The following is a 23243-nucleotide window of genomic DNA, read 5'->3' on the forward strand; positions in this document are numbered from 1 at the left end:
TCAGAGACGGGGCGCGCGGCGCAGCCGCCCCGTCCCGGGCGCCGAGACCCACACGGCGAGGGCCAGCAGGCCGTCCGCCACGAGAGCCAGCACGGCCACCAGGATCGCGCCGACCACCACTCGGTCGTAGCTGTAGAGCGCCAGACCGTCGAAGATGTACCGCCCGAAGCCGCCCAGGTTGACGAAGGCGGCGACGGTGGCGGTGGCGATGACCTGCAGGGTGGCGTTGCGGATGCCCCCGAGCAGCAGCGGCAGCGCGTTGGGAATCTCCACCCGCAGCAGCACCTGGCGTTCGGTCATGCCCATCGCCCGTGCCGCGTCCACGACGGTGGCGTCGACATTGGCCACACCCGCATACGTCCCGGCGAGGATCGGCGGAATGCCCAGGAGCACGAGGGCGATCAGTGGTGGCACCAGTCCCAGCCCGAGCAGCAGGACGAGGAACGTCAGCACGCCGAGCGTCGGCAGCGAGCGCAGACTGTTCACCAGGCCGACCAGGGCCACCTCGCCGCGGCGCAGGTGCCCGATCAGCAGTCCCAGCGGAACCGCCACGACGACGGAGAACAGCACGGCGAGAAAGCTGTACCAGACGTGCTCGGTGAGACGCGTCGCGATGCCGGTGCCGCCGGACCAGTTGGCGCCGTCGAGGATGTAGCCGATCGCGTCGGAGAAGATGCTCATGCGCGGGCCCCCGTCACTCGTCGCCGGCGCGTCGAGGGCACACCGGCGCGGGTCCACGGCGTCAACGCACGCCCGAGCAGGAACAGCAGCGCGTCGAAGACCAGGGCCAACACGACGATCGCGATGATGCCCGCCAGGATCTGGTCGGGGTAGTCGCGCTGGTAGCCCTGGGTGAAGAGCTGTCCGAGACCACCGATGCCGATGACCGACCCGACCGACACCATCGAGATGTTGGTGACCGCGACGACGCGGACGTTCGCGACGAGCACAGGAAGTGCCAGCGGCAGTTCGACGGTCGCGGCGCGGCGGAACCGTCCGAAGCCGACCGCGGTGGCCGCGTCGACGACGGCGGGGGACACCGAGTCGAGTGCCTCGGGCACTGCGCGGACGAGCAGCGCCGTGGAGTACACCGTGAGCGCGATGACCACGTTCAACGGATCGAGGACACGCAGTCCCGCGATGAGCGGGATGGTGACGAACAGTGCGAGCGAGGGGATCGTGAACGCGACGCTCGCCACCACCAGGGTCAGACGCCGCAGCCAGCCCACCGTGCGCACGGCCGCGCCCACGGGCACCGCGACGACCAGTCCGACGAGCAGCGGCACCAGCGACAGGTACAGGTGGGTCCGCGTCAGCTCGAGGACGATGTCGATGTTGTCGATCAGCCAGCGCATCAGGGCTTCTCGAAGTACTGGCGGCCGCGCTCGCGGTCCTCGGCTCGACGCTGGTCCGCCAGCAACGCCACCACCTCGGTGGCGTCGATACCGCCCAGGACGGCGCCGTTCGCGTCGACCGCCACGCCGACGCCGGACGGCGACGAGATGGCCGCGTCCAGCGCCTGTCGCAGATCGCCCGACGGCGGGTACAGCGAACCGCCCGCGGAGGTGCTGTCCGCGATGCTCGCGCCGGACTTGAGCGCCTCGAGGCCGGTGACGTCCATCCAGCCTCGCGGACGGCCCTCGGCGGAGACGACGAGAAGCCACTGGCCCTGGTCGAGACGGACCGACGCCGCGTCCTGCTCCGACGCCGTCGTGATGGGATGCAGGGACACCCCGTCACCGTGGCGGAACGACAGTCCACGGTAGCCGCGGTCCCGACCGACGAAGGACGCGACGAAGTCGGTCGCGGGAGCCGACAGCACCACGTCCGGGGTGTCGTACTGCTGCAACGTTCCGCCGGTGCCGAACACGGCGATGCGATCGCCGAGTTTGATGGCCTCGTCGATGTCGTGCGTGACGAAGACGATGGTCTTCTTCAGATCGGCCTGCAGCCTGAGCATCTCGGTCTGCAGGTCTTCGCGCACCACCGGATCGACGGCGCTGAACGGCTCGTCCATCAGCAGGATCGGAGGATCTGCCGCCAGGGCACGCGCGACCCCGACTCGCTGCTGCTGGCCGCCCGACAGCTGAGCGGGGTACCGGGTGGCCAGCGACAGATCGAGGCCGACGCGCTCGAGGACCTCCATCGCGTCGCGACGGGCCTCCTTGCGTGAACGACCCGTCAGCACCGGAACGGTGGCGACGTTGTCGACGACGGTGCGGTGAGGCAGCAGGCCGGCGCTCTGGATGACGTAACCGATGCCCAGCCGAAGCTTGACGGCGTCGACGGTCGAGATGTCTCGACCATCGACGCTGATCGTGCCCGACGTGGGCTCGATCATCCGGTTGATCATCCGCATCGAGGTCGTCTTGCCGCAGCCCGACGGGCCGACGAAGACGGTGAACGACCGGTCCTCGATCCGGAGATCGAGAGAGTCGACCGCGAGCGTTCCGTCCGGGTACTGCTTGGTGACTCCCTCGAACGAGATCACGAGACCGGCTTGTCCAGACCCTGCTCGACGACCCAGGCGTTCGCGGCGGCGGCGGGCTCGGTCTTCGCGTCGCCCGACACCTCCTGGTTCAGCGCCAGCAACTCGACCGTCGTGAGCTTGGCCGACACGGCGTCCAGGACGGCGGTGAGCTTGTCCGACTTCTTCGACGAGTTGTAGACCGGGACCACGTTCTGCGCCGGGAAGTTGTTGTCCGGGTCGCCCAGTGCCACGAAGTCGTTCTCGACGATCGCGGGCGTGGTGGTGAACAGGTTCGCCGCGGTGATGTCCCCCGCAGCGAGGGCGGCCACGGTGGCCGGGCCGCCGCCGTCGGAGATCGGGACGAAGTTGGCGGCCGGGATGTCGACGCCGTACTTGTCGCGCAGGCCGGGCAGGCCGACGGGACGCTCGGCGAACTCGGGCGGCCCACCGAACTTGACCTCACCCGCGTACGGCGCGAGATCGGCGATGTTGGTCAGGTTCCAGCGCGTCGCGGTGTCCCGCGTGACGACGACGGCGTCCTTGTCCTCGCCGGGGGCCGGCGTGGATGCCAGGAGATCGTCGCTCAGTGCCGCCGTGAGGGCGGTGTTCACCTCGTCGGGCGCCGTGGCCGTGGCCTCGGGGTCCAAGTACAGCAACAGGTTTCCGGTGTAGTCCGGGATGAGGTCGATGGAGCCGTCGCGCACGGCCGGGATGTAGGCCTCACGGCTGCCGATGGACAGGCGTGTGCTGGCGTCGAAGCCGTTGGCCTTCAACGCGTCGGCGTAGATGTTGGCGATGATCTCGGACTCGGTGAAGTTTGCGGAACCGACGACGATGGTGTTCGGATCGCCTCCGCTACCACCCTCACCGCCGCTGCTCAGTGGATCGGAGTCGCCGCCGCAGGCGGACAGGGTGAGTGCTGCAGCGGCCACCAGAGCGGTGGCGGCGACGCGCACGGAACGTGAGGTGGTGCGACGTGTCGTGTTCACTGTTCGAGTGTAACGATAGGCCCCGACACCGGCCCGCTTTCGGCGCCGGAACGCCGGTACCGGGTTCGAGAGGATGGTCGATGCGGGTCTGCAGGTCGGCCGTCGCGGCGCTGCTCGCGGCCTCGGTGGTGGCCGGGTGTTCGAGTACCGGCGGCCCCGAGGGGACGACGCGCCCGCAGCCGCTGGTGGTCGCCGACACCGGAACTCCGGTGCAGACGGTGCTGGCGCACCTGTACGCCGACGCGCTGTCACGCGGGGGAGCGGACGCTCGGGTGGACACGGTCGACGGTCTCCCCGGCGCGCTCGCCGGCCTCGACGACGCCTCGGTCGCGCTCGTCCCCGGCTTCACCGGATCGTTTCTGGCGCAACTGGATCCGTCGTCCGCCGCGCGGGCGCCGGAGGACGTCTACGCCGATCTGGCGCGTGCACTGCCGGAGTGGCTGGCGGTCACCGACCAGGGTCTCGCCGAGAACGGGCCGACGGTGTCCGTCACCGCGGCCGCGGGATCGGCTCTCCCCGAAGCCACTTTGTCGGCTCTGTCTCCGCAGTGTTCCCGCCTCTCCGCCGCCGTCGACCCGGCCGTCGATGCGTCCGCGGTGACACGGGCCCTCGCCGAGAGTTACGACTGTGCGTTCGCTCCTGCCGGCCCCACCGAGGTGACGATCGTCCGGGCCACGGACCGGGTCGCCGTGGTCGATGCGACCGCCGTGGTGCTGGCCGACGATCGAGACGGCCTCACCGCCGACGTCCTCGTCCCCCTCGTCCGCAAGGGCTCCGTGGACGAGACGCTGGACCGTCCGCTGCAGATCATCGCCGGCGAACTCACCACCGCGGATCTCGCGGAGATGGTCGACCGTGTCCGCGGCGGCGAGGATCCGGGCGCGGTCGCCGCGAGTTGGCTAGGGACGCAGTCGTTCTGAGTGGGCGGTCGCGTCGCGGACGAAGGCGCCGATCTCCCGGACCGCTGTCGCCGCCTCGGCCAGCAGGGTGGCCTGCAGGTGGGCGACGTGCCACAGATCCGTGAGTTCGGTGCACCGCACGGAGACACCGGCCTCGGTCAATGCGTCGACGAAGCGAAGGATCTGAGGCCGCAGGATCTCGTCGGCGGAGTACTGGATCAACGTCGAGGGGAAGCCGGTCAACGTGCCACGCACGGGGGCGTAGCGCGGATCGGTCGGGTCGCCGTCGCCCAGATACTGCCGCGCCGAGTTCCGCAACCAGCGAGCGTCGAGCAGGAAGTCGCGCGGCGCCGGGAAGTCCTGGTCCGCCGGATCGGCCCACGGGGAGATCATCGCGACGCACGACGGTGGTGTGCCACGGTCGACGAGCGCCTGTATCGTCGCCGCGGCCAGACCGCCACCGGCCGAATCACCGACCACGGCAATGTGATCGGCCGTGACACCGTCGGCGACCAGCCCGTCGAACACGGCCAGTGCGTCCTCGAGCGCGGCCGGGCAGGGATGCTCCGGAGCCAGACGGTAGTGCGCCGCCACCACGACGGCGCCACTGTCGCGGGCGAGCGACGACGTGACGACGCGGTGCGTCAGCGGCGACCCCAGCGTGTATGCACCGCCGTGCAGATACAGCACGGCGGTGCGGCGGACGGTGGCACCGACGGTGACCCGTTCGACCGGGACACCGCCCACGGTCTCGCTGCGGATCACCGTGCCCTCCGGCAGCGGTAGTGACCGGGCCGCGACCTCGAGCAGTGTGCGCTGCACCGGAACCGGGAGGCGCGGGTTCAGAATCACCCGGAACACAGGCTTCAGAACTCGCGACACCACGGGCAACGGCAGAGTCATCGGTCGCATCGCCCGAACCTACCGTCAGCCCTACCGCTGGATGGTCGTTCGCGGCAGGACGCGCGAGGACAGTCTGACGATGATGTCCTGGTACCGCGATCCCGTGATGCGGGCGAGGGCGTCGAGCGCGCGGGCGTCGTTGCCGATGAGCACGCGGGCCTTGTTCTTCTCCACTCCGCGCAGGATCACCAGGGCGGCCTGCTCCGGGGTGGTCTTCGCGAGGCGACGGTCGAAGAACTCGGCCACCGACTTCTGGTCCTGGCCCTCGGCGACGGTCGCGTTGCGGGCGATCGCCGTCTTGATGCCGCCCGGGTGGACACACGTGACGTGCACCGGGTGGCGGGCGATCAGCATCTCCTGGCGCAACGCCTCGGTGAAGCCGCGCACGGCGAACTTGGCTGCGTTGTACGCGGACTGGGACGGGATCGACAGGAGGCCGAACAGGCTGGACACGTTGACCACGTGACCGTCTCCCGACTCGACGAGATGCGGGAGGAATGCCTTCGTACCGTTGACGACGCCCCAGAAGTCGACGTCGATCACGCGCTCGAGATCCTTGAACTCGGTCTTCTCGACGTCGCCGTGGAAAGCGATGCCGGCGTTGTTGTAGATCTGGTTCACCACACCGAAGTGCCGACGCACGGTCTCCGCGTAGTCGAGCACGCTGCCGCGTTCGCTGACGTCGAGGTGGTCGCTGCGGACCTCTCCGCCGCGCTGCTCCACGGCCGCCACGGTGGCGGCCAGGCCGACCGAGTCGACGTCGGACAGCGCGAGTCGTGCTCCGCGCGAAGCCAGTTCGAGAGCCAGCGCACGGCCGATCCCCGATCCGGCTCCGGTCACCACGGCCACTCGTCCACGGAACTCGCTCATCGGGAGATCGCCTTCTCGTCGTCGTTGTCGGTCGTCGCAGGGGTGGGGGTGCCGTCGACGGCGCTCACAGGCCTCGTGACGTCGCCGGCCGCGAGGGCGTCGTATGCCTCGAGGTCGAAGTTGCGGGTGATGCGGCGGAACTCGAAGGTGAAGTCCGGCCACAGCGTCGTGTTGTTGCCGTGCTTGTCGAGGTACCAGCTCGCGCACCCGCCGTTGAGCCACACCGTCTTGTTCAGCTTGGTCTGCAGGTCGGCGTTGAACTCGTCCTGCACCTCGCGGCGCACCTCGACGACACCGAGATCGTGCTTGTCGATCGTGTTGAGCGCGTCGATCACGTAGTTCAGCTGCGACTCGATCATGAACACCATCGAGGTGTGCCCCAAGCCCGTGTTGGGTCCGACCAGGAAGAACAGGTTGGGGAAGCCCGCGACCGTGGCGCCCTTGTATCCCTGCTGTCCGCGCTCGTCGAAGACCTCGGCGAGCGAGCGGCCGTCCTTGCCGAAGATGCCCTGGAAGGTGGGGGAGTCGGTCACGTGGAATCCGGTGGCGACCACCAGGGCGTCGATCTCACGCTCGGTTCCGTCGGCCGTCACGATGGAGTGCGCCCGCACCTCACGGATACCGTCGGTCACCAGGTCGACGTTCGGTCGATCCAGTGCCGGGTAGTAGTTGTTGGAGATCAGCATGCGCTTGCAGCCGATGCGGAAGTTCGGCGTCACCTTGCGGCGCAGCTCGGTGTCGCGGATGCCCTTCGCGATCTGTCGGCGCGCGATGAACTCGAACGCCTTCATGAGCTTGGGGACGCGGGTGAGGCCGACGACCTGGGTCTCACGTGCGGCGTAGATGCCGGTGCGTGACAGACGCTGGTAGCCGGGGAGGTACTTGAACGCCAGCTTCTCGATGCGGGTGTACTCGCGGTCGAAGCGCGGGAGGACCCACGGGGCGGTGCGCTGGTAGACGTCGAGATGGGCGACCGTCGGCGCGATGGCCGGGACGATCTGGATCGCGGAGGCGCCGGTACCGATGACGGCGACGCGCTTGCCCTCGAGGCTCGCGTCGTGGTTCCAGCGGGCCGAGTGGAAGATCTCGCCCTGGAAATCGGTGATGCCGGCGATATCCGGGAGGTTCGGCTCGCACAGGGCGCCGACGGCGGACACGACCTTCTTGGCCGTGAAGTTCCCCCGGGTGGTCACGATGTCCCACTGCGAGGTGGCGGTGTTCCAGCGGGCCGACTCGACGTGGCAGTCGAAGACGTGGCGGTCGTACACGCGGTACTGCCGCGCGACGCTCTCGATGTACTTCTGAATCTCCGGCTGACGGGAGAACGAGCGGGTCCAGTCCGGATTCAGCGCGAACGAGTACGAGTAGAGGTGCGAGGGCACGTCGCAGGCGGCACCGGGGTAGGTGTTGTCGCGCCACGTGCCACCGACGTCGCTGCCGCGCTCGAGGACCAGGAAATCGGTGCTTCCCTGCTGGCTCAGCTTGATCGCGGCGCCCAGTCCTGCGAAACCGCTGCCGATGATGATGGTGTCGACGTAGCGTGCAGCGACAGCGTCGGTATCTGTAACTGGAAGACTCATGAACCCAGACTAGGTCCTTATTGAGCGCAGGTCAACAGTTACTGACGAACGTTCAGTAGTATGGAGCGCATGGACAGCGTGAAGCGAACGCGGCTCAGTCCGGAACAGCGGCGGGCCCAGCTCATCGACCTGGGGGTCGAGATGCTCTCGGAGCGCACGCTGGACGCCATCTCGGTCGAGGACATCGCCGACCAGGCGGGCGTGTCGCGTGGGCTGCTCTTCCACTATTTCTCGTCCAAGCACGACTTCCACGTCGCGATCGTCGAGCACACCAGCCGACAGATGCTCGACGCCACCGAGCCGCCCGTCGGGCTCGACCCGTTGACGACGCTCGCCGCGGCACTCGCGTCCTACGTCGACTACGTCACCGAGCACCGCTCCAGCTACGTCTCGCTGCTGCGCGGCACCGCGAGCGGGGATCCCGACATGCGGGCCGTCTTCGAGCGCACCCGCGACGTCATGGTCGAACGGACGGTGTCGCAGCTCCCGCTGCTCGGTGTCGAGCGCACTCCGCGGATCGCACTGGCCATCCGTGGCTGGGTGGCGTTCTGCGAGGAGGTCACCATCACCTGGCTGAACCAGGAGGACCTCAGCCGGGACGAGCTGATCGAACTGCTGGTGCACGCGCTGCCTGCCGTGGCGCTGCCGACGGCGGACACGACCGAGTTGTCGTGGGCGAGTGCCGACGCGGGATGACACCTCGAGCGACACCCCCTTCGATCGACGGGTCCGCACCAGTAACGTGAGGGCGTACACCGGCGCACGAGCGGCGGTCGGCAGCACGAGAGGACGGCCTTCGATGGGCGCGCAGATCAGTATCCCGACCGAGACGCGACACTCGGGAATCCTGGGAATCGGGGCCTACCGGCCCGAGCGTGTCGTCACCAACGAGGAGATCTGCAAGACCATCGACTCGAGCGACGAGTGGATCCGTACCCGTACGGGCATCGAGTCCCGCCGTTTCGCCGGGGAGAACGAGAACGTGGTCTCCATGTCGATCGAGGCCGGACGCCGTGCCCTCGAGAACTCCGGCGTGGACGCCGCCGAGATCGGCTGCGTCATCATCGCGACGTCCACTCACCTGTTGCTCACACCGCCCGCCGCGTCGATCATCGCGGACGCGCTCGGCACCGGTGGCCCCGGCGCCTTCGACCTCGGCGCGGGCTGCGCGGGCTTCTGCTACGGCCTCGCACTCGCCTCGGACATGGTTCGCGCGGGCACGTCGGACAAGGTGTTGGTCATCGGCACCGAGCACCTGAGCGTCACGACGCGACCCGACGATCGCGGCACGCGCATGATCTTCGGCGACGGTGCCGGCGCCATGGTCGTCGGCCGCACCGAGGAGCCCGGTATCGGACCGGTCGTCTGGGGTTCGGACGGCTCGCAGGCCGACGCCATCAAGCAGGACAAGGACTGGCTGCAGTACTTCGCGGACCTGAAGGAGGATCCGAACGCCGATCGTCCGTGGATCGCGATGACCGGTATCGCGGTCTTTCGCTGGGCGGCGTTCGAGATGGCCAAGGTGGCACGCGAGGCCCTCGACAAGGCGGGCGTGAAGGCCTCCGAGCTGGACGTCTTCGTGCCGCACCAGGCGAACTCCCGCATCACCGATCTGCTGGCGAAGAGCCTCGAGCTCGCCGAGGACATCCCGGTGGCACACGACATCGCCGAGGCCGGCAACACCTCGGCCGCCTCGATCCCGCTCGCGGTGGAGGAGGTGCTGCGCACCGGCAAGGCGAAGAAGGGCGACACCGCCCTGCTGCTCGGTTTCGGTGCCGGCCTGTCGTTCGCCGGCCAGGTCGTGACGTTGCCGGAGGCCCCGACCGCCTAGTCGTGTCAGAGGTGGCGCAGGAACCGGTCGGGGGCGTCGAAGAACGCCGACCAGTCCCGGACGACCTGCGCCTCCTCCCACGTCGTGGACGACAGACCGTCCTCGCCGAGTTCGAGCAGGCGTGCACCCGGCATGGCGGCGAGCACCGGCGAGTGCGTCGCCATCACGATCTGTGAGCCCTCCTCGACCAGTTCCTTCATCACCGAGATCAACGCCAGACACGACTGGAACGACAAGGCCGCCTCGGGCTCGTCCATCAACCAGAGTCCGACTGCGACAGGGCGATCCGCGACATAGCGCAGAAACGACTGTCCGTGGGACAGCGCGTTGTAGACGACGTCGGTGTCGCGGACTCGCCGTGCGTCCGCGGACTCGAACAATCCGTGCATCGTCTCGGCGCGCAGGAAACACCCGCCCTGCGGCCGCGGTCGGGCACCGTGGCACGTCAGGTGCTTGTGCAGGTCGGTGTCCTGCGCCCCGCCGCCGGGTGACCACATCGCGTCGGCCGCACCGAGACCGAAGGCCCAGCACGCGGCCAGCGCCTCCATCAGCGTCGACTTCCCGGTTCCGTTCTCCCCGACGATCACGGTCACGGGACTGTCGAAGTCGAGCCCGGTGCGCACGATCTCGGCGACCACGGGTACCTGCAGATACCACGAAGCCGGGTCGAATCCCCTCCGTGGAGTGAACTCGACCCGGCTCAGTGGCAGCGTCACAGGTGAACGATCACCCGTTGAAGGCCGTGTCGATGATCTCGGCCTGCTCGACCGCGTGGACCTTGCTCGAACCCGACGACGGTGCGGACATCGGACGCCGCGAGACGCGCTTGATGCCGGACAGACGCTCGGGCAGCAGCTCCGGGAACGCGAGACCGAACGTCGGCCACGCACCCTGGTTGGCCGGCTCCTCCTGGACCCACCGGTACTCGGTGGCGTTGGGATAGCCGTCCAGCGCCTCCGCGATGCGGCGGCTCGGGATCGGGTAGAGCTGCTCGACCCGCACGATGGCGACGTCGTCCCGCTTGTTCTTCTGCTTGAAGGCGAGCAGCTCGTAGTACAGCTTGCCGCTGACCATGAGCACCCGCTCGACCTTCTTGCGGTCACCGTCGCCCGAGTCGTAGGTGGGCTCGTCGAAGACGGAGTGGAACTTGCCGTCGGTGAAGTCCTCGATGTTGCTGACCGCAGCCTTGTTGCGCAGCATCGACTTCGGGGTGAACACGACCAGGGGCCGCTGGATGCCGTCACGTGCGTGACGACGCAGCAGGTGGAAGTAGTTCGCCGGCGTGGACGGCACCGCGACCGTCATCGATCCCTCGGCGCACAGCTGCAGGAACCGCTCGATGCGTCCCGAGGTGTGGTCGGGGCCCTGGCCCTCGTGGCCGTGCGGCAGCAGCAGCACGACGTCGGAGAGCTGACCCCACTTGGCCTCACCGGACGAGATGAACTCGTCGATGATGGACTGGGCACCGTTGACGAAGTCGCCGAACTGCGCCTCCCACAGCACCAGCGCGTCCGGGTTGCCCACGGAGTAGCCGTACTCGAAGCCGACGGCCGCGTACTCGCTCAGCGCGGAGTCGTAGACCAGGAACTTGCCCGGATCGTCGCTGCCGAGGTTGTGCAGCGGCGTGTACTCCTCACCGGTCTTGCGATCGATGATGACCGAGTGCCGCTGCGTGAACGTGCCGCGACGGGTGTCCTGGCCGGACATGCGCACGAGCTTGCCCTCGTCGATCAGCGTGCCGAGTGCGAGCAGCTCGCCGAACGCCCAGTCGACCTTGCCCTCGTAAGCCATCTCGCGACGCTTGTCGAGGACGGGCTGCACGCGCGGGTGCACGGTGAAACCGTCCGGGACGTTGACGAACGCGTCGCCGATACGGTGCAGAACCGACTTGTCGACCGCGGTGGTGAGCTTGGCGGGCAGCTGCTGGTCGAGCTCGACGGACTCGCTCGGCTCCGGGGTGTACTTCTCGAGTTCGCGCACCTCGTTGAAGACGCGTTCGAGCTGGCCCTGGTAGTCGCGGAGTGCGTCCTCGGCCTCCTTGAGGCTGATGTCGCCACGACCGATGAGCGACTCGGTGTAGCTCTTGCGGACGCTGCGCTTGGTGTCGATCACGTCGTACATCGCCGGCTGCGTCATCGAGGGATCGTCACCCTCGTTGTGGCCGCGACGGCGGTAGCAGATCATGTCGATGACGACGTCCTTGTGGAACTTCTGACGGAAGTCGACCGCCAGTCGAGCCACCCAGGCGCACGCCTCCGGGTCGTCGCCGTTCACGTGGAAGATCGGTGCGCCGATCATCTTCGCGACGTCGGTGCAGTACTCGCTGGAGCGCGAGTGCTCCGGCGCCGTCGTGAAGCCGACCTGGTTGTTGACGACGATGTGCACGGTGCCGCCGGTGCGGTACCCGCGCAGCAGCGCGAGGTTCAGCGTCTCCGCCACCACGCCCTGGCCCGCGAAGGCCGCGTCGCCGTGCAGCATGAGCGGCAGGACGGAGAAGCCGTCGGACGAGTCGCCCTTGTCCAGCATGTCCTGCTTGGCGCGGACCAGGCCCTCGAGGACCGGGTCGACCGCCTCGAGGTGCGAGGGGTTGGCCGTGAGCGACACCTTGATGTCGTTCTCGCCGAACATCTGGATGTAGTTGCCCTCGGCACCGAGGTGGTACTTCACGTCGCCCGACCCGTGTGCGGCGGCCGGGTTCATGTTGCCCTCGAACTCGGTGAAGATCTTCGAGTACGGCTTGCCGACGATGTTGGCGAGCACGTTCAGGCGTCCACGGTGCGGCATGCCGATGACGACCTCGTCGAGGGCGTGCTCGGCGGACTGGTCGATGACCGAGTCCATCATCGGGATGACGGACTCCGCGCCCTCGAGCGAGAAGCGCTTCTGTCCGACGTACTTCGTCTGCAGGAACGTCTCGAACGCCTCGGCCGCGTTGAGCTTGCTCAGGATGTACTTCTGCTGAGCGACCGTCGGCTTGACGTGCTTGGCCTCGACGCGCTCCTGGAGCCACGCCACCTGGTCGGTCTCGAGGATGTGCGTGTACTCGATGGCGGCGTGCCGGCAGTAGGAGTCGCGCAGCACGCTGAGCACGTCGCGCAGCTTCATCTTGTCCTGGCCGTGGAAGCCGCCGACCTGGAACTCGCGGTCGAGGTCCCACAACGTCAGGTCGTGGCTGATCACGTCGAGGTCCGGGTGCATCCGGAACTTGTCCTTGGTGAACATCAACGGATCCGTGTCGGCCATGAGGTGGCCACGGTTCCGGTAGGCCGCGATGAGCTCGAGGACGCGCGTGTTCTTGTCGACGCCGCCGGTGGGCAGGTCACGACGCCAGCGGATCGGCTCGTACGGGATGGCCAGACCGTGGAAGATCTGGTCGTAGAACTCGTCGCTGATCAGCAGGTTGTGGATCGTGCGAAGGAAGTCGCCCGACTCCGCGCCCTGGATGAGGCGGTGGTCGTACGTCGAGGTGAGCGTCATCAGCTTGCCGACGCCCATCTCGGCGATGCGCTCCTCGCTGGAGCCCTGGAACTCTGCGGGGTACTCCATGGCGCCGGCGCCGATGATGGTGCCCTGGCCGTTCATCAGACGTGGAACCGAGTGCACGGTGCCGATGGTGCCCGGGTTGGTCAACGAGATCGTGACGCCGCTGAAGTCGGCGGCGGTGAGCTTGCCGTCGCGCGCACGACGGACGATGTCCTCGTAGGCAGTGTGGAACTGGTTGAACGTGAACTCCTCGCACCCCTTGATCGCGGCGACGACGAGTGACCGCGAACCGTCCTTGCCCGGCAGGTCGATGGCGAGGCCGAGGTTGGTGTGCGCGGGGGTGACCGCGTTGGGCTTGCCGTCGATCTCGGCGAAGTGCCGGTTCATGTTGGGGAACGACTTGACCGCCTGCACGATGGCGTAGCCGAGCAGGTGAGTGAACGAGATCTTGCCACCGCGGGTGCGCGCGAGGTGGTTGTTGATCACGAGACGGTTGTCGATCATCAGCTTCGCGGGGATGGCGCGCACGCTGGTGGCCGTCGGGATCTGCAACGAGGCGGCCATGTTCTTGGCGACCGCGGCCGAGGCGCCGCGGAGCACCTTGGTCGTGTCCTCCTTCGGCGCGTCCGACTCCGGCTGTGCAGGCGGCACGGCCGCGGACTTCTTCTCGGCCGGCCCGGCGGCGGCGGTCGACTTCGCGGGGGCAGCTGTGGTCACGGGCTTGGTCTCCGCCTTCGGTGCCGGCTTGTCGGTCTTCGCGGCGGCCGGCTTGTCGGCCTTCGGCGCGGCAGGCTTCTCCGCCTTCGGCGCAGCTGCCTTCGCGGAAGCGGGTGCGGCTGTGGTGGTCTCGGTGTCGGTGGCGGGATCGCCGCTACCGTTCTGCTCGGGCGTGTAGTCGGCGAGGAACTCGTGCCAGCTCTCGTCGACCGACGACGGATCGGTCTTGAAACGCTGGTACATTTCGTCGACCAACCACTGATTCTGTCCGAACTGTGTTGTAGAGCTGCTGCTCACGGCAGGTGTTCGCCTCGTTTCCTTCTTCGTTCTCGCTCAGCGCACGGCACGATCAAGGTTAGACCTTTCGGTCCGCGGCCGTGTGTCCGGATCACCCTTGTGATCGGCTTCACCGGTGTGTGGCGTGGTCGTGCCGTCGTCGGCTGCGTGACCCGCGCCACTCGCAGCCGTGGTACGTCCCTCGGTGGTTTCCCATAGTTCGGCGTAGAAACCGTCCGAGCGCACCAGGTTCTCGTGGGTTCCGCTCTCCACGATGCGCCCGTCGTCCACCACCACGACGAGATCGGCCCGCGCGGCGGTCGCGAGGCGGTGCGCCACGATCACCGATGTCCGACGGATGGTCACGGTGCGGCCGGCGTCCAGGACGGCTCGTTCCGTCGCCGGGTCCAGGGTCGCCGTCGCCTCGTCGAGCAACAGGATGTCGGGATCGACCAGCTCGGCGCGCGCCAGCGCCAGTAACTGCCGGGTTCCCGCCGCGAGGCCGCGGCCACGTTCTCCGACGGGCGTCGCCATGCCGAGAGGGAGTGTGGCGATGGCGGGCAGTGCCCCCACGGCGCGGGCCGCGCTCTCGATGTCGGCGCGCGTCGCGTCCGGACGCCCGAAAGCGATGTTGGAGGCGATGGTGCCGCTGAAGAGATGCGCCTCCTGCGGAACGACTCCCAGACGTCGGCGGTAGTCGCCGAGTGGGTACGACCGCACGGGCACGTCGTCCACGACGACGTCCCCGGTGGTCGGGTCGTAGAACCGCGCCATCAACTTCACGATGGTCGACTTGCCGGCGCCGGTGCGACCCACCAGTGCCACCGTCGATCCCGCCGGAACGTGCAGGTCGACCGACGTCAGCGCATCCCGCGGAGCCCCGGCGTAGCGGAAGGTGACGTCCTTCAGCGCGATGTCGCCGCGCAGTCGCGGTGGGACCGAGACCGGCGTCGACGACCCGGCCTGCTCGATCGAGCTGCGGGTGCGCAACAGGTCACCGATGCGAGTGAGACCCACGGACGCCTGCTGATAGCCGTCGAACACCTGGGACAACTGTTGGATGGGGCCGAAGAGCAGACCCAGGTACAGCACGAAGGCGACGAGGGCGCCGGCCGAGGTGCGCCCGTCGGCCACGCGGTACGCACCGACGAGGACCACGGCGGCGAGGGCGAGGTCCGACAGGAACGCGATGAACGGGAAGAACACCGAGATGGCCCGTTGCGACCGCATCCGGCTGCGGCGGTACGACTCGGAGCGGGCGAGGAACGAGCGTGCCGCAGCCGTCTGATGCCGGTACGCCTGCGTGACCCGTAGTCCGGTGACGTTCTCCTGGAACTCCGCGTTGACGGCCGAGATGCGCTCGCGTGACGTCGAGTACGCGCGAGCGGAGATGCGGCGGAACACCAGCGTCGCCACCACCAGGATCGGGACGACCGACAGGGCCACCGCGGCGAGGACGCCGTCGGTGAGGATCAAGGCGGCCGACACGCCGACGATCGTCAGGAGGCTGACGACGGCCGTCGAGAGACCCGTCTGCATGAACGCCGACAACGCGTCCACGTCGGTCGTCATGCGGGTCATGATCCGGCCGGACAGTTCTCGCTCGTAGTAGTCGAGGCCGAGACGCTGCAGGTGCGCGTAGCTGCGGACGCGGAGCCCGAAGAGCACGCGCTCACCGGCCCGCGCGGTCACCACCGTCATGGTGCGGACCACGAGCCAGTCGACGATCACCAGCGCCAGCGCGATGCCCGACACCGCCGCGAGGATTCCGGTGGACCTCTCGGCGACACCGTGGTCGACGGCGAACCGCACGATCGACGGGAAGGCGATGGTGACGGCCGAGTCGAACGCCAGGCAGACCATGACCACCGCGAGCAGTCCGGCGACGGGGGCGAGGGTGCGCCGCAGGGTGAACGTCGACTCGTCCCGCCGAGCCGTCGCGGTGTCGACGCGCGGGTCCTCGTCGGCCGGGGCGAGTCGGGTCAGGATCTCGGTCATGGCCTCGGTGGGCACGGCGCCGCCGAGTGACGACGCCATGTGACCGCCCGGGCCGGGAGGGACGCCGGCAGCCGCGCCGTCCGCGCTCGCGCGGGAGGCGGGTGAGGACGCGAACTCGGTGGAGTCGCCGTCGTCCGGCCACAGCGAGTCGGCGGGAACGTCGTCCTGCGCCGGCTCGGACTTCTCGCCTGCGCCGGACATCAGCGCGCGGAACAGGGGGCAACGCTCGTCGAGTTCGGCCTCGGTGCCGATGTCGACGATGCGCCCCCGGTCCAGGACGGCGACGCGATCGGCCAGCGCGAGCGTCGACCGGCGGTGCGCGAGCACCACCGTCGTCCGGCGTGGACCGGAACGCAGCCGGTCGAAGATCGCTGCCTCCGTGCGGGCATCGACGGCCGAGGTGGCGTCGTCGAGGACCAGGACGCGCGGGGAGGACAGCAGGACCCGCGCGAGCGCGATGCGTTGGCGTTGGCCACCGGACAGCGAGAGCCCGCGCTCACCCACCGTGGTGTCGTAACCGTCGGACAGGTCGCGGACGAAGTCGTCGGCCATGGCGCGCGTGGCCGCGTCGCGGACACTCGCCTCCGACGCGTCGGGGGCACCGAGGGCGATGTTGCGCGCGACGCTGGAGGAGAACAGGAACGGATCGTCGAACGCGACCGACACCGCCGCGCGGAGGTCGTCGGCGGACAGGTCGGCGATGTCGACGTCGCCGTTCTCGGACGTGAGCACGATGCTGCCCGACGACGGTCGGTAGAACCGCGGCAGCAGCATGGACAGGGTCGACTTGCCGCTGCCGGAGGGGCCCACCACCGCCACCGTCTCGCCCGGCGCGACCGTGAGGTCCAGTCCGTCGAGCACGGGGGCGTCGGGGTCGAAACCGAATCGGACGTCGCGCAGACGCAGCCCCAGCGGTCCGTCCGGGATCGGTACCGGATTCTCGGGTTCCTCGTGCGCCGGCCGGGTGTCGATGACGCCGTACACCCGTTCGACCGCGGCACGGGACAGCTGGGCCATGACCACGACGGACGTGAGTGTCCGGGTCACGGCGGCCATCGTGGCGACGTAACTCGCGAAGGCCAGGAACGTGCCGACGGTGATGGAACCGGACAGAGCCAACCATCCGCCCAGGGCCACCACACCCACCAGACCGAGCTGCGGCAGCGCCGCCATGCCGGGGGCGAATCGGGAGTTCACGACGGCGGCACGCAGGCGCTCGGCGTACAGCCGCCGGCCGATGCGCTCCAGCGTGTCCACGGCACGCGATTCCTGGCCGAAGCCTTTGACCACGCGCACACCGGTGACCGTCTCCTCCACGTGCCCGGCCAGTTCCGCGGCCTGCTGCTGGGCCGACCAGGTGGCCGCGTACAGCGTGGGGCGCATGCGGACCACCAGCACGCTGATGGCCGGTACGACGGCGAGCGCCACCAGGGTGAGCAGCGGCGACAGATACGCCATCACGCCGAGAGCCAGGACGAACTGCAGCAGGGCGCCCGCCGACAACGGGACCATGGCGAGCAGACCCTGCACCAGCTGCAGGTCGGTGATCGAGCGCGACACCACCTGACCGACCTGTACCTCGTCCTGCCGCTCGCCGTCGAGGCGGTGCAGCGACGCGAGCAGGCGTTGGCGCAGTCCGTGTTGCACGTCGATGGACAGGGCGCCGGCGAGGAGGCGCCGCCCGAACTGGCACGCGAAGCGGACGACGGCCAGTCCCGCGATGGCCGCGGCGATGGTGGCGATGTGGTCGGTGCGGCTGGCCGACGCGCCGTCGACGGCGGCGCGGGTGAGGAGGGGGAACATGATGTCGATGGCAGCGGCCACGAAGGTCACCGCGAGTGCGCCCACCGCGACGCGGCGATGAGCGAAGCAGTCCGACGCCAGCCTGCGGATCCACCCTCGCGAATCGGGAGTGCTCACGTCACGTCTCGGCGAGTGGTGCGCAGCCACCCGGCTCCGGCGATGCCGATGGTCCACAGCAGCAGTCCGATGACGGCAGCGGAGAACGGAAGCAGCATGTCGCCGTCCGTCCCCTTGTCCGCTGCCATGATCGCGACGGTGGTGGCTCCGAGGAGCAGGGCGGCGACCGCCTCCGCGCCGATGCCGCTGAGCACCGCGATCACGACGAGCTCTCCGATCGGTAGCCACGCGACCACGACGATCGCCGCGATGGCAGGGGAGCCGGTGAGCAGCCCGAGCCCGCAGCCGAGGACACACCACAGCGCGGAGACGACGATGCCGAGAAGACAGACCGCGATCACCAGTCCGTCGTCCACCACTGTGTTGCCCCCGAACAGTGCGAGCGACGCCACGCTGACGAGGACGGACACCACGGCGTACGCGGCACCGACGGCGGCCGAGACGAGAATCCTGGCGGCCACCACCTGACCGCGACGCGGCGCGGCGAGGAAGGTCGTGGACGCGGCGCCGTGGCGCAGGTCGGTCGCGGCGTGCACCGCGCCGAACACGGCGGCGAACAGCACCGACACGCCCACGGTGACGTACAACCCGATGAGAGCGGCGACGCGATTGGCGTCGTCGACGCCGGTGAGCGCGTCCGACGACGCGATGGCGGCGTACACGGCGCTGGCGAATCCGCCGATCAGCACGGGCGGTAGACCCAGTGCCCACCACGACCGCAACGATCCGACCCGGCGGATCTCCGCTCGGAGCAGACCGCCTGCCGTGGGGCTCATCGCCGAGCTCCGGTGAGGGCGGGATGCGGACCGACTGGGGTCGTGAGGGACAGGTAGATCTGCTCGAGGTCCACGGCGGACACCACGGTTCCGTGGACGGTCACCCCGGACGCGTGCGCCGTCGACCGGATCACGGCCTCGCCGACACCGGTGACCACGAGTCGGCCGTCGGGACCCAGCACGGCGTCGGTGTGGCCGGACGCGGCGAGGCCCAGTGCCAGGGCGGCGGGGTTCGAACTGTGCACCAGGATTCGGGCGGGACGGGTACCGCGGAGCTCACCGATACTGCCGTGGAAGACGACCGAGCCGCGGTCGAGGATCACGACGTGGTCGACGACCGCCTCGAGCTCGCGAACAACGTGGCCGGACACCAGAACGGAGCCGCCCGCACGAGCGAATCCGCGCAGGAAGTCGCGGAGCCACACGATGCCGCCGGGGTCGAGACCGTCGGTCGGCTCGTCCAGCACGAGGATGCGAGGTGTGCCGAGCAGTGCCGCCGCGAGCGCGAGGCGCTGCCGCATCCCGAGAGAGAACTCGCCGACGCGGCGACCGGCGACGTCGTGCAGACCGACGAGTGCGAGCACCTCCTCCACACGGGAGTCGGCGACACCGAGGACGGGCGCGAGAGTGCGCAGGTGTGCGCGCGCCGTGCGGCGGGGGTGCGCGCCGCCGCCGCCGAGCACGGCACCGACGGCGCGGCCCGGCTCGACGAGTGCCGCGTACGGCAGGCCCTCCACCAGCGCCGCACCCTCGTCGGGCTGTACGAGCCCGAGGAGCATTCGCAGCGTGGTCGACGTGCCGGAACCGACGGGTCCGAACAACCCGGTCACCGATCCGCGCGGTACGACGAACCCGATCCGCGCGGCGGCGACCGCGGTTCCGTACGTCTTGGTGAGGTCACGCGCCTCGAGCGCGTGTCCGGGGCTCGTCTCGGTGGTGACGTGCACGCGTCAGGCGTCCGGCTCGACGACGCCCGGTGCGTCCTGCCACCGCGCCGGCGGCGGCCCGAAGGCGTCCCGTGCATTGGTGACGACGCCTTTGCCCAAGGCGCGGTTGCCGGCTCCGCCGATGACGGCTCCGATGCCCGCGGGCAGCAGCGTGCCGAGCATGACCGCCCCTCGCTTCGCGGCGTACTTGGCGACGAACTTGCGGACGAGCCGCTTGTTCAGACTGCCGAGGTTCGCGCCGGGGATCCCGGCGGTGAGCACGCGGCCCACGTTGCCGCGGCCCAGTGTCCTGCCGACGATCTCCCGGCCGGACTCACCGAGAGCGACCGCCAGCACCAGCGCACGCCGCTGTTCGTGGTCGTGCACGGCGATGCCGTGGACAGCGGCCACCGACAGGGTGAGCAGTGCGGAGGCCTCGACGAAGAAGGCTGTCTCGGTGCCGACGGCAGCGACCGACGCGACGGTGCCGATGCCGGGCACCGCGGCGGTGGCCCCGGCAGCCCCGCCGCTTCCCGTCACGGCGTTCAGGAACGTCTTCTCCAGGCGACCGATGATCTGCGCCGGCGACTCGGTGGGATGCGCGCGGCGAATTCGCCAGACGTACTTCTCGACGGCGGGGCCCTGCAGTCGGCTCCCGTTGTCGAGGATCGACACCAACGCCTTCTCGACGCGTCCTGGATCCTCGGCCATCGATCGGTCCTCCTCGTCCGCAGCGTGTGCACGAATGCCGTGCGGCCTCGCTCGTACCGTTCTACCGTGTGCCCATGACAGCCGTGTCGGACGGCGCGACCGCGGTGCCGTCCCGGCCACTCCGCGGCCTCGTGCGTCGCTACGAGGGGTACCGCCTCTCCGGCTTCGCGCCGGGCTCGCACGTCGGCATGCCGTCCGTCGACCTGACGATCATTCTGCCGATCGGGCCACCGCTCACGATCTCCCGCACCGCGATGGCGGATCAGCGGCCGGGGGAGTTCGGTGCCCTCGCGTCGGGTCTGGGGACCGAACCCGTCGTGATCGAGCACGACGGCGAGCAGCACGGTGTCCAGATCACGGTGACGCCGGCGGGGTGCCGCGCGCTGCTCCACGTCCCGCCCGCCGAGTTGCGCCAGTACATCGTGCCGTTGGAGGACCTGCTCGGGCGCGATGCCGCTCGGCTTCTCGACGGCGTGCACGCAGCGACCGGATGGCGTGAGGCATTCGCGCTGCTGGACCGCACGCTGTGCGCGCGACTGGGCCGGGCCCCGCAACCGGATGCCCGGCTGGAGCGGGCGTGGGCGCGGACCACCGGTCCCACCGCGATGTCGGTGGAGCAGGTCGCCGCGGAGGTCGGATGGAGCCGTCGACGCCTCGAGACCGCGTTCGCCTCCGAGTACGCCGTCACGCCGCGGGACGCGGTCCGGCTGGGGCGGTTCGCCCGAGCGCACGCGATGCTGCGGGTGGCCGAACCGCCCCGGCTCGCCGAGGTGGCGTCGGTCTGCGGCTACTTCGACCAGGCACACATGGCACGGGACTGGCGCGCGCTGGCGGGATCGGCGCCCTCGGTGTGGCGTGCGAACGAGGTGTTCGCATCCGTACAAGACGAGCGCACCTCCGCGGCGACAGGATCGACGGCATGACCGAGACACAGCACACCGAGACCACCCCGACCGTCGTCTGGCCCGCACTCCGCTACGACGACGCGCGTGCCGCGATCGCCTTCCTCGTCGACGTCCTCGGCTTCACCGAGGCCGCCGTGTACGGCGAGGGGGAGCGCGTCGACCACGCCGAGCTCGTCCGCGCCGGCGGCGGAGCCGTCATGCTCGGCTCGGCGCGACCGGACAGCACCATCGCGGGCCTGCCGCCCGGAGTCGGCGCCGTCTACGTTGCCGTGGGACAGGACGAACTGACGCGACTGCACGATCGCGCGCGCGAGGCCGGCGCCCGTATCGTGGAACCCCTGCGCGACGAGGACTACGGCGGCCAGGGTTTCACCTGCCTCGATCCCGAGGGGGTGCACTGGTCCTTCGGCACCTATCGGGGCCATTCGGGCTAAGGGTGCTCCGCGCCTGTGGACGGCTGGTTTGGCCTGCTCGCTCCGACCCGGTAACATGGAACGTCGGTGCGTTCACGCGTGCCTGCACGAAGTGTGGTTACGAGACGTCAATCAGGTGTGCAAACCAGGATCGCGGAGGATATGGCAAAGAAGGACGGCGCAATCGAGGTCGAGGGCCGAGTAGTCGAACCCCTGCCCAATGCGATGTTTCGCATCGAGCTGGAGAACGGTCACAAGGTGCTCGCTCACATCAGCGGCAAGATGCGGCAGCACTACATCCGCATCCTCCCCGAGGATCGCGTCGTGGTCGAGCTGTCTCCCTACGACCTGACACGCGGGCGGATCGTCTACCGCTACAAGTAGTCAAGAGTCCCCGGTTCCTCGCGAGCCGGGGATCAACCATGTCCGAGGTTCGACGCGTTCGCGCGTGATCCTCGGACGCGACCAGGAGATCGAACAGACGTGAAGGTCAAGCCGAGCGTCAAGCCGATCTGCGAGAAGTGCAAAGTGATCCGCCGTAACGGCCGGGTCATGGTGATCTGCGACAACCTGCGCCACAAGCAGCGTCAGGGCTGATCAACCCCCCTCTCGAAGATCTACTTGGCTCCACATGCCAGAAGAAGACCTCCCAGCACCAGCTGCCCACACGCGGGTAGTACACCCCCGGCCGCGGAGGCCGGGGCCCCGAGCACCACATGTATGGGGACGGACTGGGAGCAGACCTCCGCACGAATGAAGGAAAACGCCACATGGCACGTCTAGCCGGTGTGGATCTTCCGCGCGAGAAGCGCATGGAGATCGCACTCACCTACATCTACGGCATCGGCCGTACCCGTTCGCAGGAGATTCTCTCCGCCACGGGCGTCAGCCCCGATCTCCGGAGCAAGGACCTCACCGACGAGGACCTGACCAAGCTCCGCGAGTACATCGAGGAGTCGCTCAAGGTCGAGGGAGACCTGCGCCGCGAGGTGCAGGCCGACATCCGTCGCAAGATCGAGATCGGCTGCTACCAGGGCCTTCGCCACCGTCGTGGTCTGCCCGTCCGTGGACAGCGCACGAAGACCAATGCGCGCACCCGTAAGGGACCGAAGCGCACCATTGCCGGCAAGAAGAAGGCGAAGTAATGCCCCCGAAGTCACGCACCTCCGGTCCGAAGAAGACCCAGAAGACGCGCCGCAGGGACAAGAAGAACGTCCCGCACGGCAGCGCTCACATCAAGAGCACGTTCAACAACACGATCGTGTCGATCACCGACCCGTCGGGCAACGTCATCTCGTGGGCGTCCTCGGGCCACGTGGGCTTCAAGGGCTCGCGCAAGTCGACTCCGTTCGCCGCTCAGCTCGCTGCCGAGAGTGCCGCGCGCAAGGCGCAGGAGCACGGCGTCAAGAAGGTCGACGTCTTCGTGAAGGGTCCCGGCTCCGGCCGCGAGACCGCGATCCGTTCGCTCCAGGCGGCAGGCCTCGAGGTCGGCACCATCTCCGATGTCACCCCCCAGCCGCACAACGGCTGCCGTCCGCCCAAGCGCCGTCGCGTCTAGCGGGAAGGAAGTAACAGA

22 protein-coding genes are annotated in these 23243 nt (G+C 68.9%); 9 read left to right on the forward strand and 13 right to left on the reverse strand.

Features of this window, described 5'->3' with window-relative positions; translation table 11 throughout:
* Genes HQ314_RS13250 through HQ314_RS13265 form a run of 4 tightly spaced genes read right to left on the reverse strand, consistent with a single transcriptional unit; the run spans window position 1 to window position 3459 of the window.
* Window positions 1–681 carry an ABC transporter permease gene (locus HQ314_RS13250; RefSeq protein ID WP_027503841.1) on the reverse strand — a complete coding sequence of 227 codons (681 nt, stop codon included), beginning with the start codon at window positions 679–681 and terminating at the stop codon, window positions 1–3.
* A complete protein-coding gene (locus tag HQ314_RS13255; protein WP_027503840.1) occupies window positions 678–1355 on the reverse strand; it encodes an ABC transporter permease in 678 nt (225 codons plus the stop codon). The genes HQ314_RS13250 and HQ314_RS13255 overlap by 4 nt, the downstream gene beginning before the upstream one ends.
* A complete protein-coding gene (locus HQ314_RS13260; protein ID WP_222650287.1) occupies window positions 1355–2491 on the reverse strand; it encodes an ABC transporter ATP-binding protein in 1137 nt (378 codons plus the stop codon). Before HQ314_RS13260 ends, HQ314_RS13255 begins: the two co-directional genes overlap by 1 nt.
* Entirely contained in the window at window positions 2488–3459 is a 972-nt protein-coding gene (locus HQ314_RS13265; RefSeq protein ID WP_027503838.1) for an ABC transporter substrate-binding protein, read from the reverse strand. The genes HQ314_RS13260 and HQ314_RS13265 overlap by 4 nt, the downstream gene beginning before the upstream one ends.
* An 80-nt stretch (window positions 3460–3539) precedes the next feature.
* On the opposite strand from HQ314_RS13265, the gene HQ314_RS13270 reads away from it, so the two are divergent.
* On the forward strand, window positions 3540–4379 hold the full coding sequence (locus HQ314_RS13270) for a hypothetical protein (protein WP_222650288.1): 840 nt from the start codon (window positions 3540–3542) through the stop codon (window positions 4377–4379).
* On the opposite strand, the gene HQ314_RS13275 is transcribed toward HQ314_RS13270, so the two are convergent.
* The 3 genes from HQ314_RS13275 to HQ314_RS13285 are packed head-to-tail and all read right to left on the reverse strand — an operon-like array spanning window position 4359 to window position 7711.
* The gene (locus tag HQ314_RS13275; protein WP_222650289.1) at window positions 4359–5270 is read right to left on the reverse strand and encodes an alpha/beta hydrolase; all 912 of its coding nucleotides are present in this window, start codon (window positions 5268–5270) and stop codon (window positions 4359–4361) included. The two genes, HQ314_RS13270 and HQ314_RS13275, sit on opposite strands and share 21 nt — an antisense overlap.
* Before the next feature lie 21 nt (window positions 5271–5291).
* On the reverse strand, window positions 5292–6131 hold the full coding sequence (locus tag HQ314_RS13280; protein ID WP_222650290.1) for an SDR family oxidoreductase: 840 nt from the start codon (window positions 6129–6131) through the stop codon (window positions 5292–5294).
* Window positions 6128–7711, reverse strand: a complete 1584-nt coding sequence (locus HQ314_RS13285) for an NAD(P)/FAD-dependent oxidoreductase (RefSeq protein WP_027503834.1) — start codon at window positions 7709–7711, stop codon at window positions 6128–6130. The genes HQ314_RS13280 and HQ314_RS13285 overlap by 4 nt, the downstream gene beginning before the upstream one ends.
* A 69-nt stretch (window positions 7712–7780) precedes the next feature.
* Between HQ314_RS13285 and HQ314_RS13290 the strand changes: the two genes are divergently transcribed.
* Complete coding sequence (locus tag HQ314_RS13290; RefSeq protein WP_222650291.1) at window positions 7781–8407, forward strand: TetR/AcrR family transcriptional regulator; 627 nt, start codon at window positions 7781–7783, stop codon at window positions 8405–8407.
* Window positions 8408–8510: 103 nt separating this feature from the next.
* Window positions 8511–9542, forward strand: a complete 1032-nt coding sequence (locus HQ314_RS13295; protein WP_027503832.1) for a beta-ketoacyl-ACP synthase III — start codon at window positions 8511–8513, stop codon at window positions 9540–9542.
* Between the two features lie 5 nt (window positions 9543–9547).
* Here HQ314_RS13295 and HQ314_RS13300 read toward each other — a convergent pair whose 3' ends face one another.
* Genes HQ314_RS13300 through HQ314_RS13325 form a run of 6 tightly spaced genes read right to left on the reverse strand, consistent with a single transcriptional unit; the run spans window position 9548 to window position 20349 of the window.
* Window positions 9548–10258 (reverse strand): AAA family ATPase, encoded by a 711-nt coding sequence (locus HQ314_RS13300; protein WP_307806153.1) that lies wholly within the window; start codon window positions 10256–10258, stop codon window positions 9548–9550.
* Window positions 10259–10268: 10 nt separating this feature from the next.
* A complete protein-coding gene (locus HQ314_RS13305; RefSeq protein ID WP_222650292.1) occupies window positions 10269–14039 on the reverse strand; it encodes a multifunctional oxoglutarate decarboxylase/oxoglutarate dehydrogenase thiamine pyrophosphate-binding subunit/dihydrolipoyllysine-residue succinyltransferase subunit in 3771 nt (1256 codons plus the stop codon).
* Between the two features lie 36 nt (window positions 14040–14075).
* Window positions 14076–17936 carry an ABC transporter ATP-binding protein gene (locus tag HQ314_RS13310; protein WP_308119399.1) on the reverse strand — a complete coding sequence of 1287 codons (3861 nt, stop codon included), beginning with the start codon at window positions 17934–17936 and terminating at the stop codon, window positions 14076–14078.
* On the reverse strand, window positions 17933–18712 hold the full coding sequence (locus HQ314_RS13315) for an ABC transporter permease (protein WP_222650294.1): 780 nt from the start codon (window positions 18710–18712) through the stop codon (window positions 17933–17935). The genes HQ314_RS13310 and HQ314_RS13315 overlap by 4 nt, the downstream gene beginning before the upstream one ends.
* A complete protein-coding gene (locus HQ314_RS13320) occupies window positions 18709–19659 on the reverse strand; it encodes an ATP-binding cassette domain-containing protein (protein WP_222627359.1) in 951 nt (316 codons plus the stop codon). The genes HQ314_RS13315 and HQ314_RS13320 overlap by 4 nt, the downstream gene beginning before the upstream one ends.
* A gap of 3 nt (window positions 19660–19662) precedes the next feature.
* Complete coding sequence (locus HQ314_RS13325; RefSeq protein ID WP_056442559.1) at window positions 19663–20349, reverse strand: hypothetical protein; 687 nt, start codon at window positions 20347–20349, stop codon at window positions 19663–19665.
* A 74-nt stretch (window positions 20350–20423) separates the two neighbouring features.
* On the opposite strand from HQ314_RS13325, the gene HQ314_RS13330 reads away from it, so the two are divergent.
* The 6 genes from HQ314_RS13330 to rpsK all read left to right on the forward strand — a co-directional run bounded on the left by HQ314_RS13330 (window position 20424) and on the right by rpsK (window position 23225).
* On the forward strand, window positions 20424–21272 hold the full coding sequence (locus HQ314_RS13330; protein ID WP_222650295.1) for an AraC family transcriptional regulator: 849 nt from the start codon (window positions 20424–20426) through the stop codon (window positions 21270–21272).
* On the forward strand, window positions 21269–21688 hold the full coding sequence (locus HQ314_RS13335; RefSeq protein WP_222650296.1) for a glyoxalase/bleomycin resistance/extradiol dioxygenase family protein: 420 nt from the start codon (window positions 21269–21271) through the stop codon (window positions 21686–21688). Before HQ314_RS13330 ends, HQ314_RS13335 begins: the two co-directional genes overlap by 4 nt.
* A gap of 141 nt (window positions 21689–21829) precedes the next feature.
* Entirely contained in the window at window positions 21830–22051 is a 222-nt protein-coding gene (gene infA, locus HQ314_RS13340) for a translation initiation factor IF-1 (protein WP_005140011.1), read from the forward strand.
* 99 nt (window positions 22052–22150) lie between these two features.
* Window positions 22151–22264 carry a 50S ribosomal protein L36 gene (gene rpmJ, locus HQ314_RS13345; protein WP_009679193.1) on the forward strand — a complete coding sequence of 38 codons (114 nt, stop codon included), beginning with the start codon at window positions 22151–22153 and terminating at the stop codon, window positions 22262–22264.
* A 173-nt stretch (window positions 22265–22437) separates the two neighbouring features.
* Window positions 22438–22812 (forward strand): 30S ribosomal protein S13, encoded by a 375-nt coding sequence (rpsM, locus tag HQ314_RS13350; RefSeq protein WP_027503825.1) that lies wholly within the window; start codon window positions 22438–22440, stop codon window positions 22810–22812.
* Entirely contained in the window at window positions 22812–23225 is a 414-nt protein-coding gene (rpsK, locus tag HQ314_RS13355) for a 30S ribosomal protein S11 (RefSeq protein WP_027503824.1), read from the forward strand. Before rpsM ends, rpsK begins: the two co-directional genes overlap by 1 nt.
* Window positions 23226–23243: the final 18 nt, after the last annotated feature.

This window comes from Rhodococcus sp. BP-332, from assembly GCF_019836065.1.
In the GTDB taxonomy this organism is placed as follows: domain Bacteria; phylum Actinomycetota; class Actinomycetes; order Mycobacteriales; family Mycobacteriaceae; genus Rhodococcoides.

Coding starts and splice junctions, on each gene's coding strand:
- HQ314_RS13250 (WP_027503841.1), bottom strand. CDS start 681: ATGAGCATCTTCTCCGACGCGATCGGCTACATCCTCGACGGCGCCAAC.
- HQ314_RS13255 (WP_027503840.1), bottom strand. CDS start 1,355: ATGCGCTGGCTGATCGACAACATCGACATCGTCCTCGAGCTGACGCGG.
- HQ314_RS13270 (WP_222650288.1), top strand. CDS start 3,540: ATGCGGGTCTGCAGGTCGGCCGTCGCGGCGCTGCTCGCGGCCTCGGTG.
- HQ314_RS13275 (WP_222650289.1), bottom strand. CDS start 5,270: ATGCGACCGATGACTCTGCCGTTGCCCGTGGTGTCGCGAGTTCTGAAG.
- HQ314_RS13280 (WP_222650290.1), bottom strand. CDS start 6,131: ATGAGCGAGTTCCGTGGACGAGTGGCCGTGGTGACCGGAGCCGGATCG.
- HQ314_RS13285 (WP_027503834.1), bottom strand. CDS start 7,711: ATGAGTCTTCCAGTTACAGATACCGACGCTGTCGCTGCACGCTACGTC.
- HQ314_RS13290 (WP_222650291.1), top strand. CDS start 7,781: ATGGACAGCGTGAAGCGAACGCGGCTCAGTCCGGAACAGCGGCGGGCC.
- HQ314_RS13295 (WP_027503832.1), top strand. CDS start 8,511: ATGGGCGCGCAGATCAGTATCCCGACCGAGACGCGACACTCGGGAATC.
- HQ314_RS13315 (WP_222650294.1), bottom strand. CDS start 18,712: ATGAGCCCCACGGCAGGCGGTCTGCTCCGAGCGGAGATCCGCCGGGTC.
- HQ314_RS13325 (WP_056442559.1), bottom strand. CDS start 20,349: ATGGCCGAGGATCCAGGACGCGTCGAGAAGGCGTTGGTGTCGATCCTC.
- HQ314_RS13330 (WP_222650295.1), top strand. CDS start 20,424: ATGACAGCCGTGTCGGACGGCGCGACCGCGGTGCCGTCCCGGCCACTC.
- HQ314_RS13335 (WP_222650296.1), top strand. CDS start 21,269: ATGACCGAGACACAGCACACCGAGACCACCCCGACCGTCGTCTGGCCC.
- infA (WP_005140011.1), top strand. CDS start 21,830: ATGGCAAAGAAGGACGGCGCAATCGAGGTCGAGGGCCGAGTAGTCGAA.
- rpsM (WP_027503825.1), top strand. CDS start 22,438: ATGGCACGTCTAGCCGGTGTGGATCTTCCGCGCGAGAAGCGCATGGAG.
- rpsK (WP_027503824.1), top strand. CDS start 22,812: ATGCCCCCGAAGTCACGCACCTCCGGTCCGAAGAAGACCCAGAAGACG.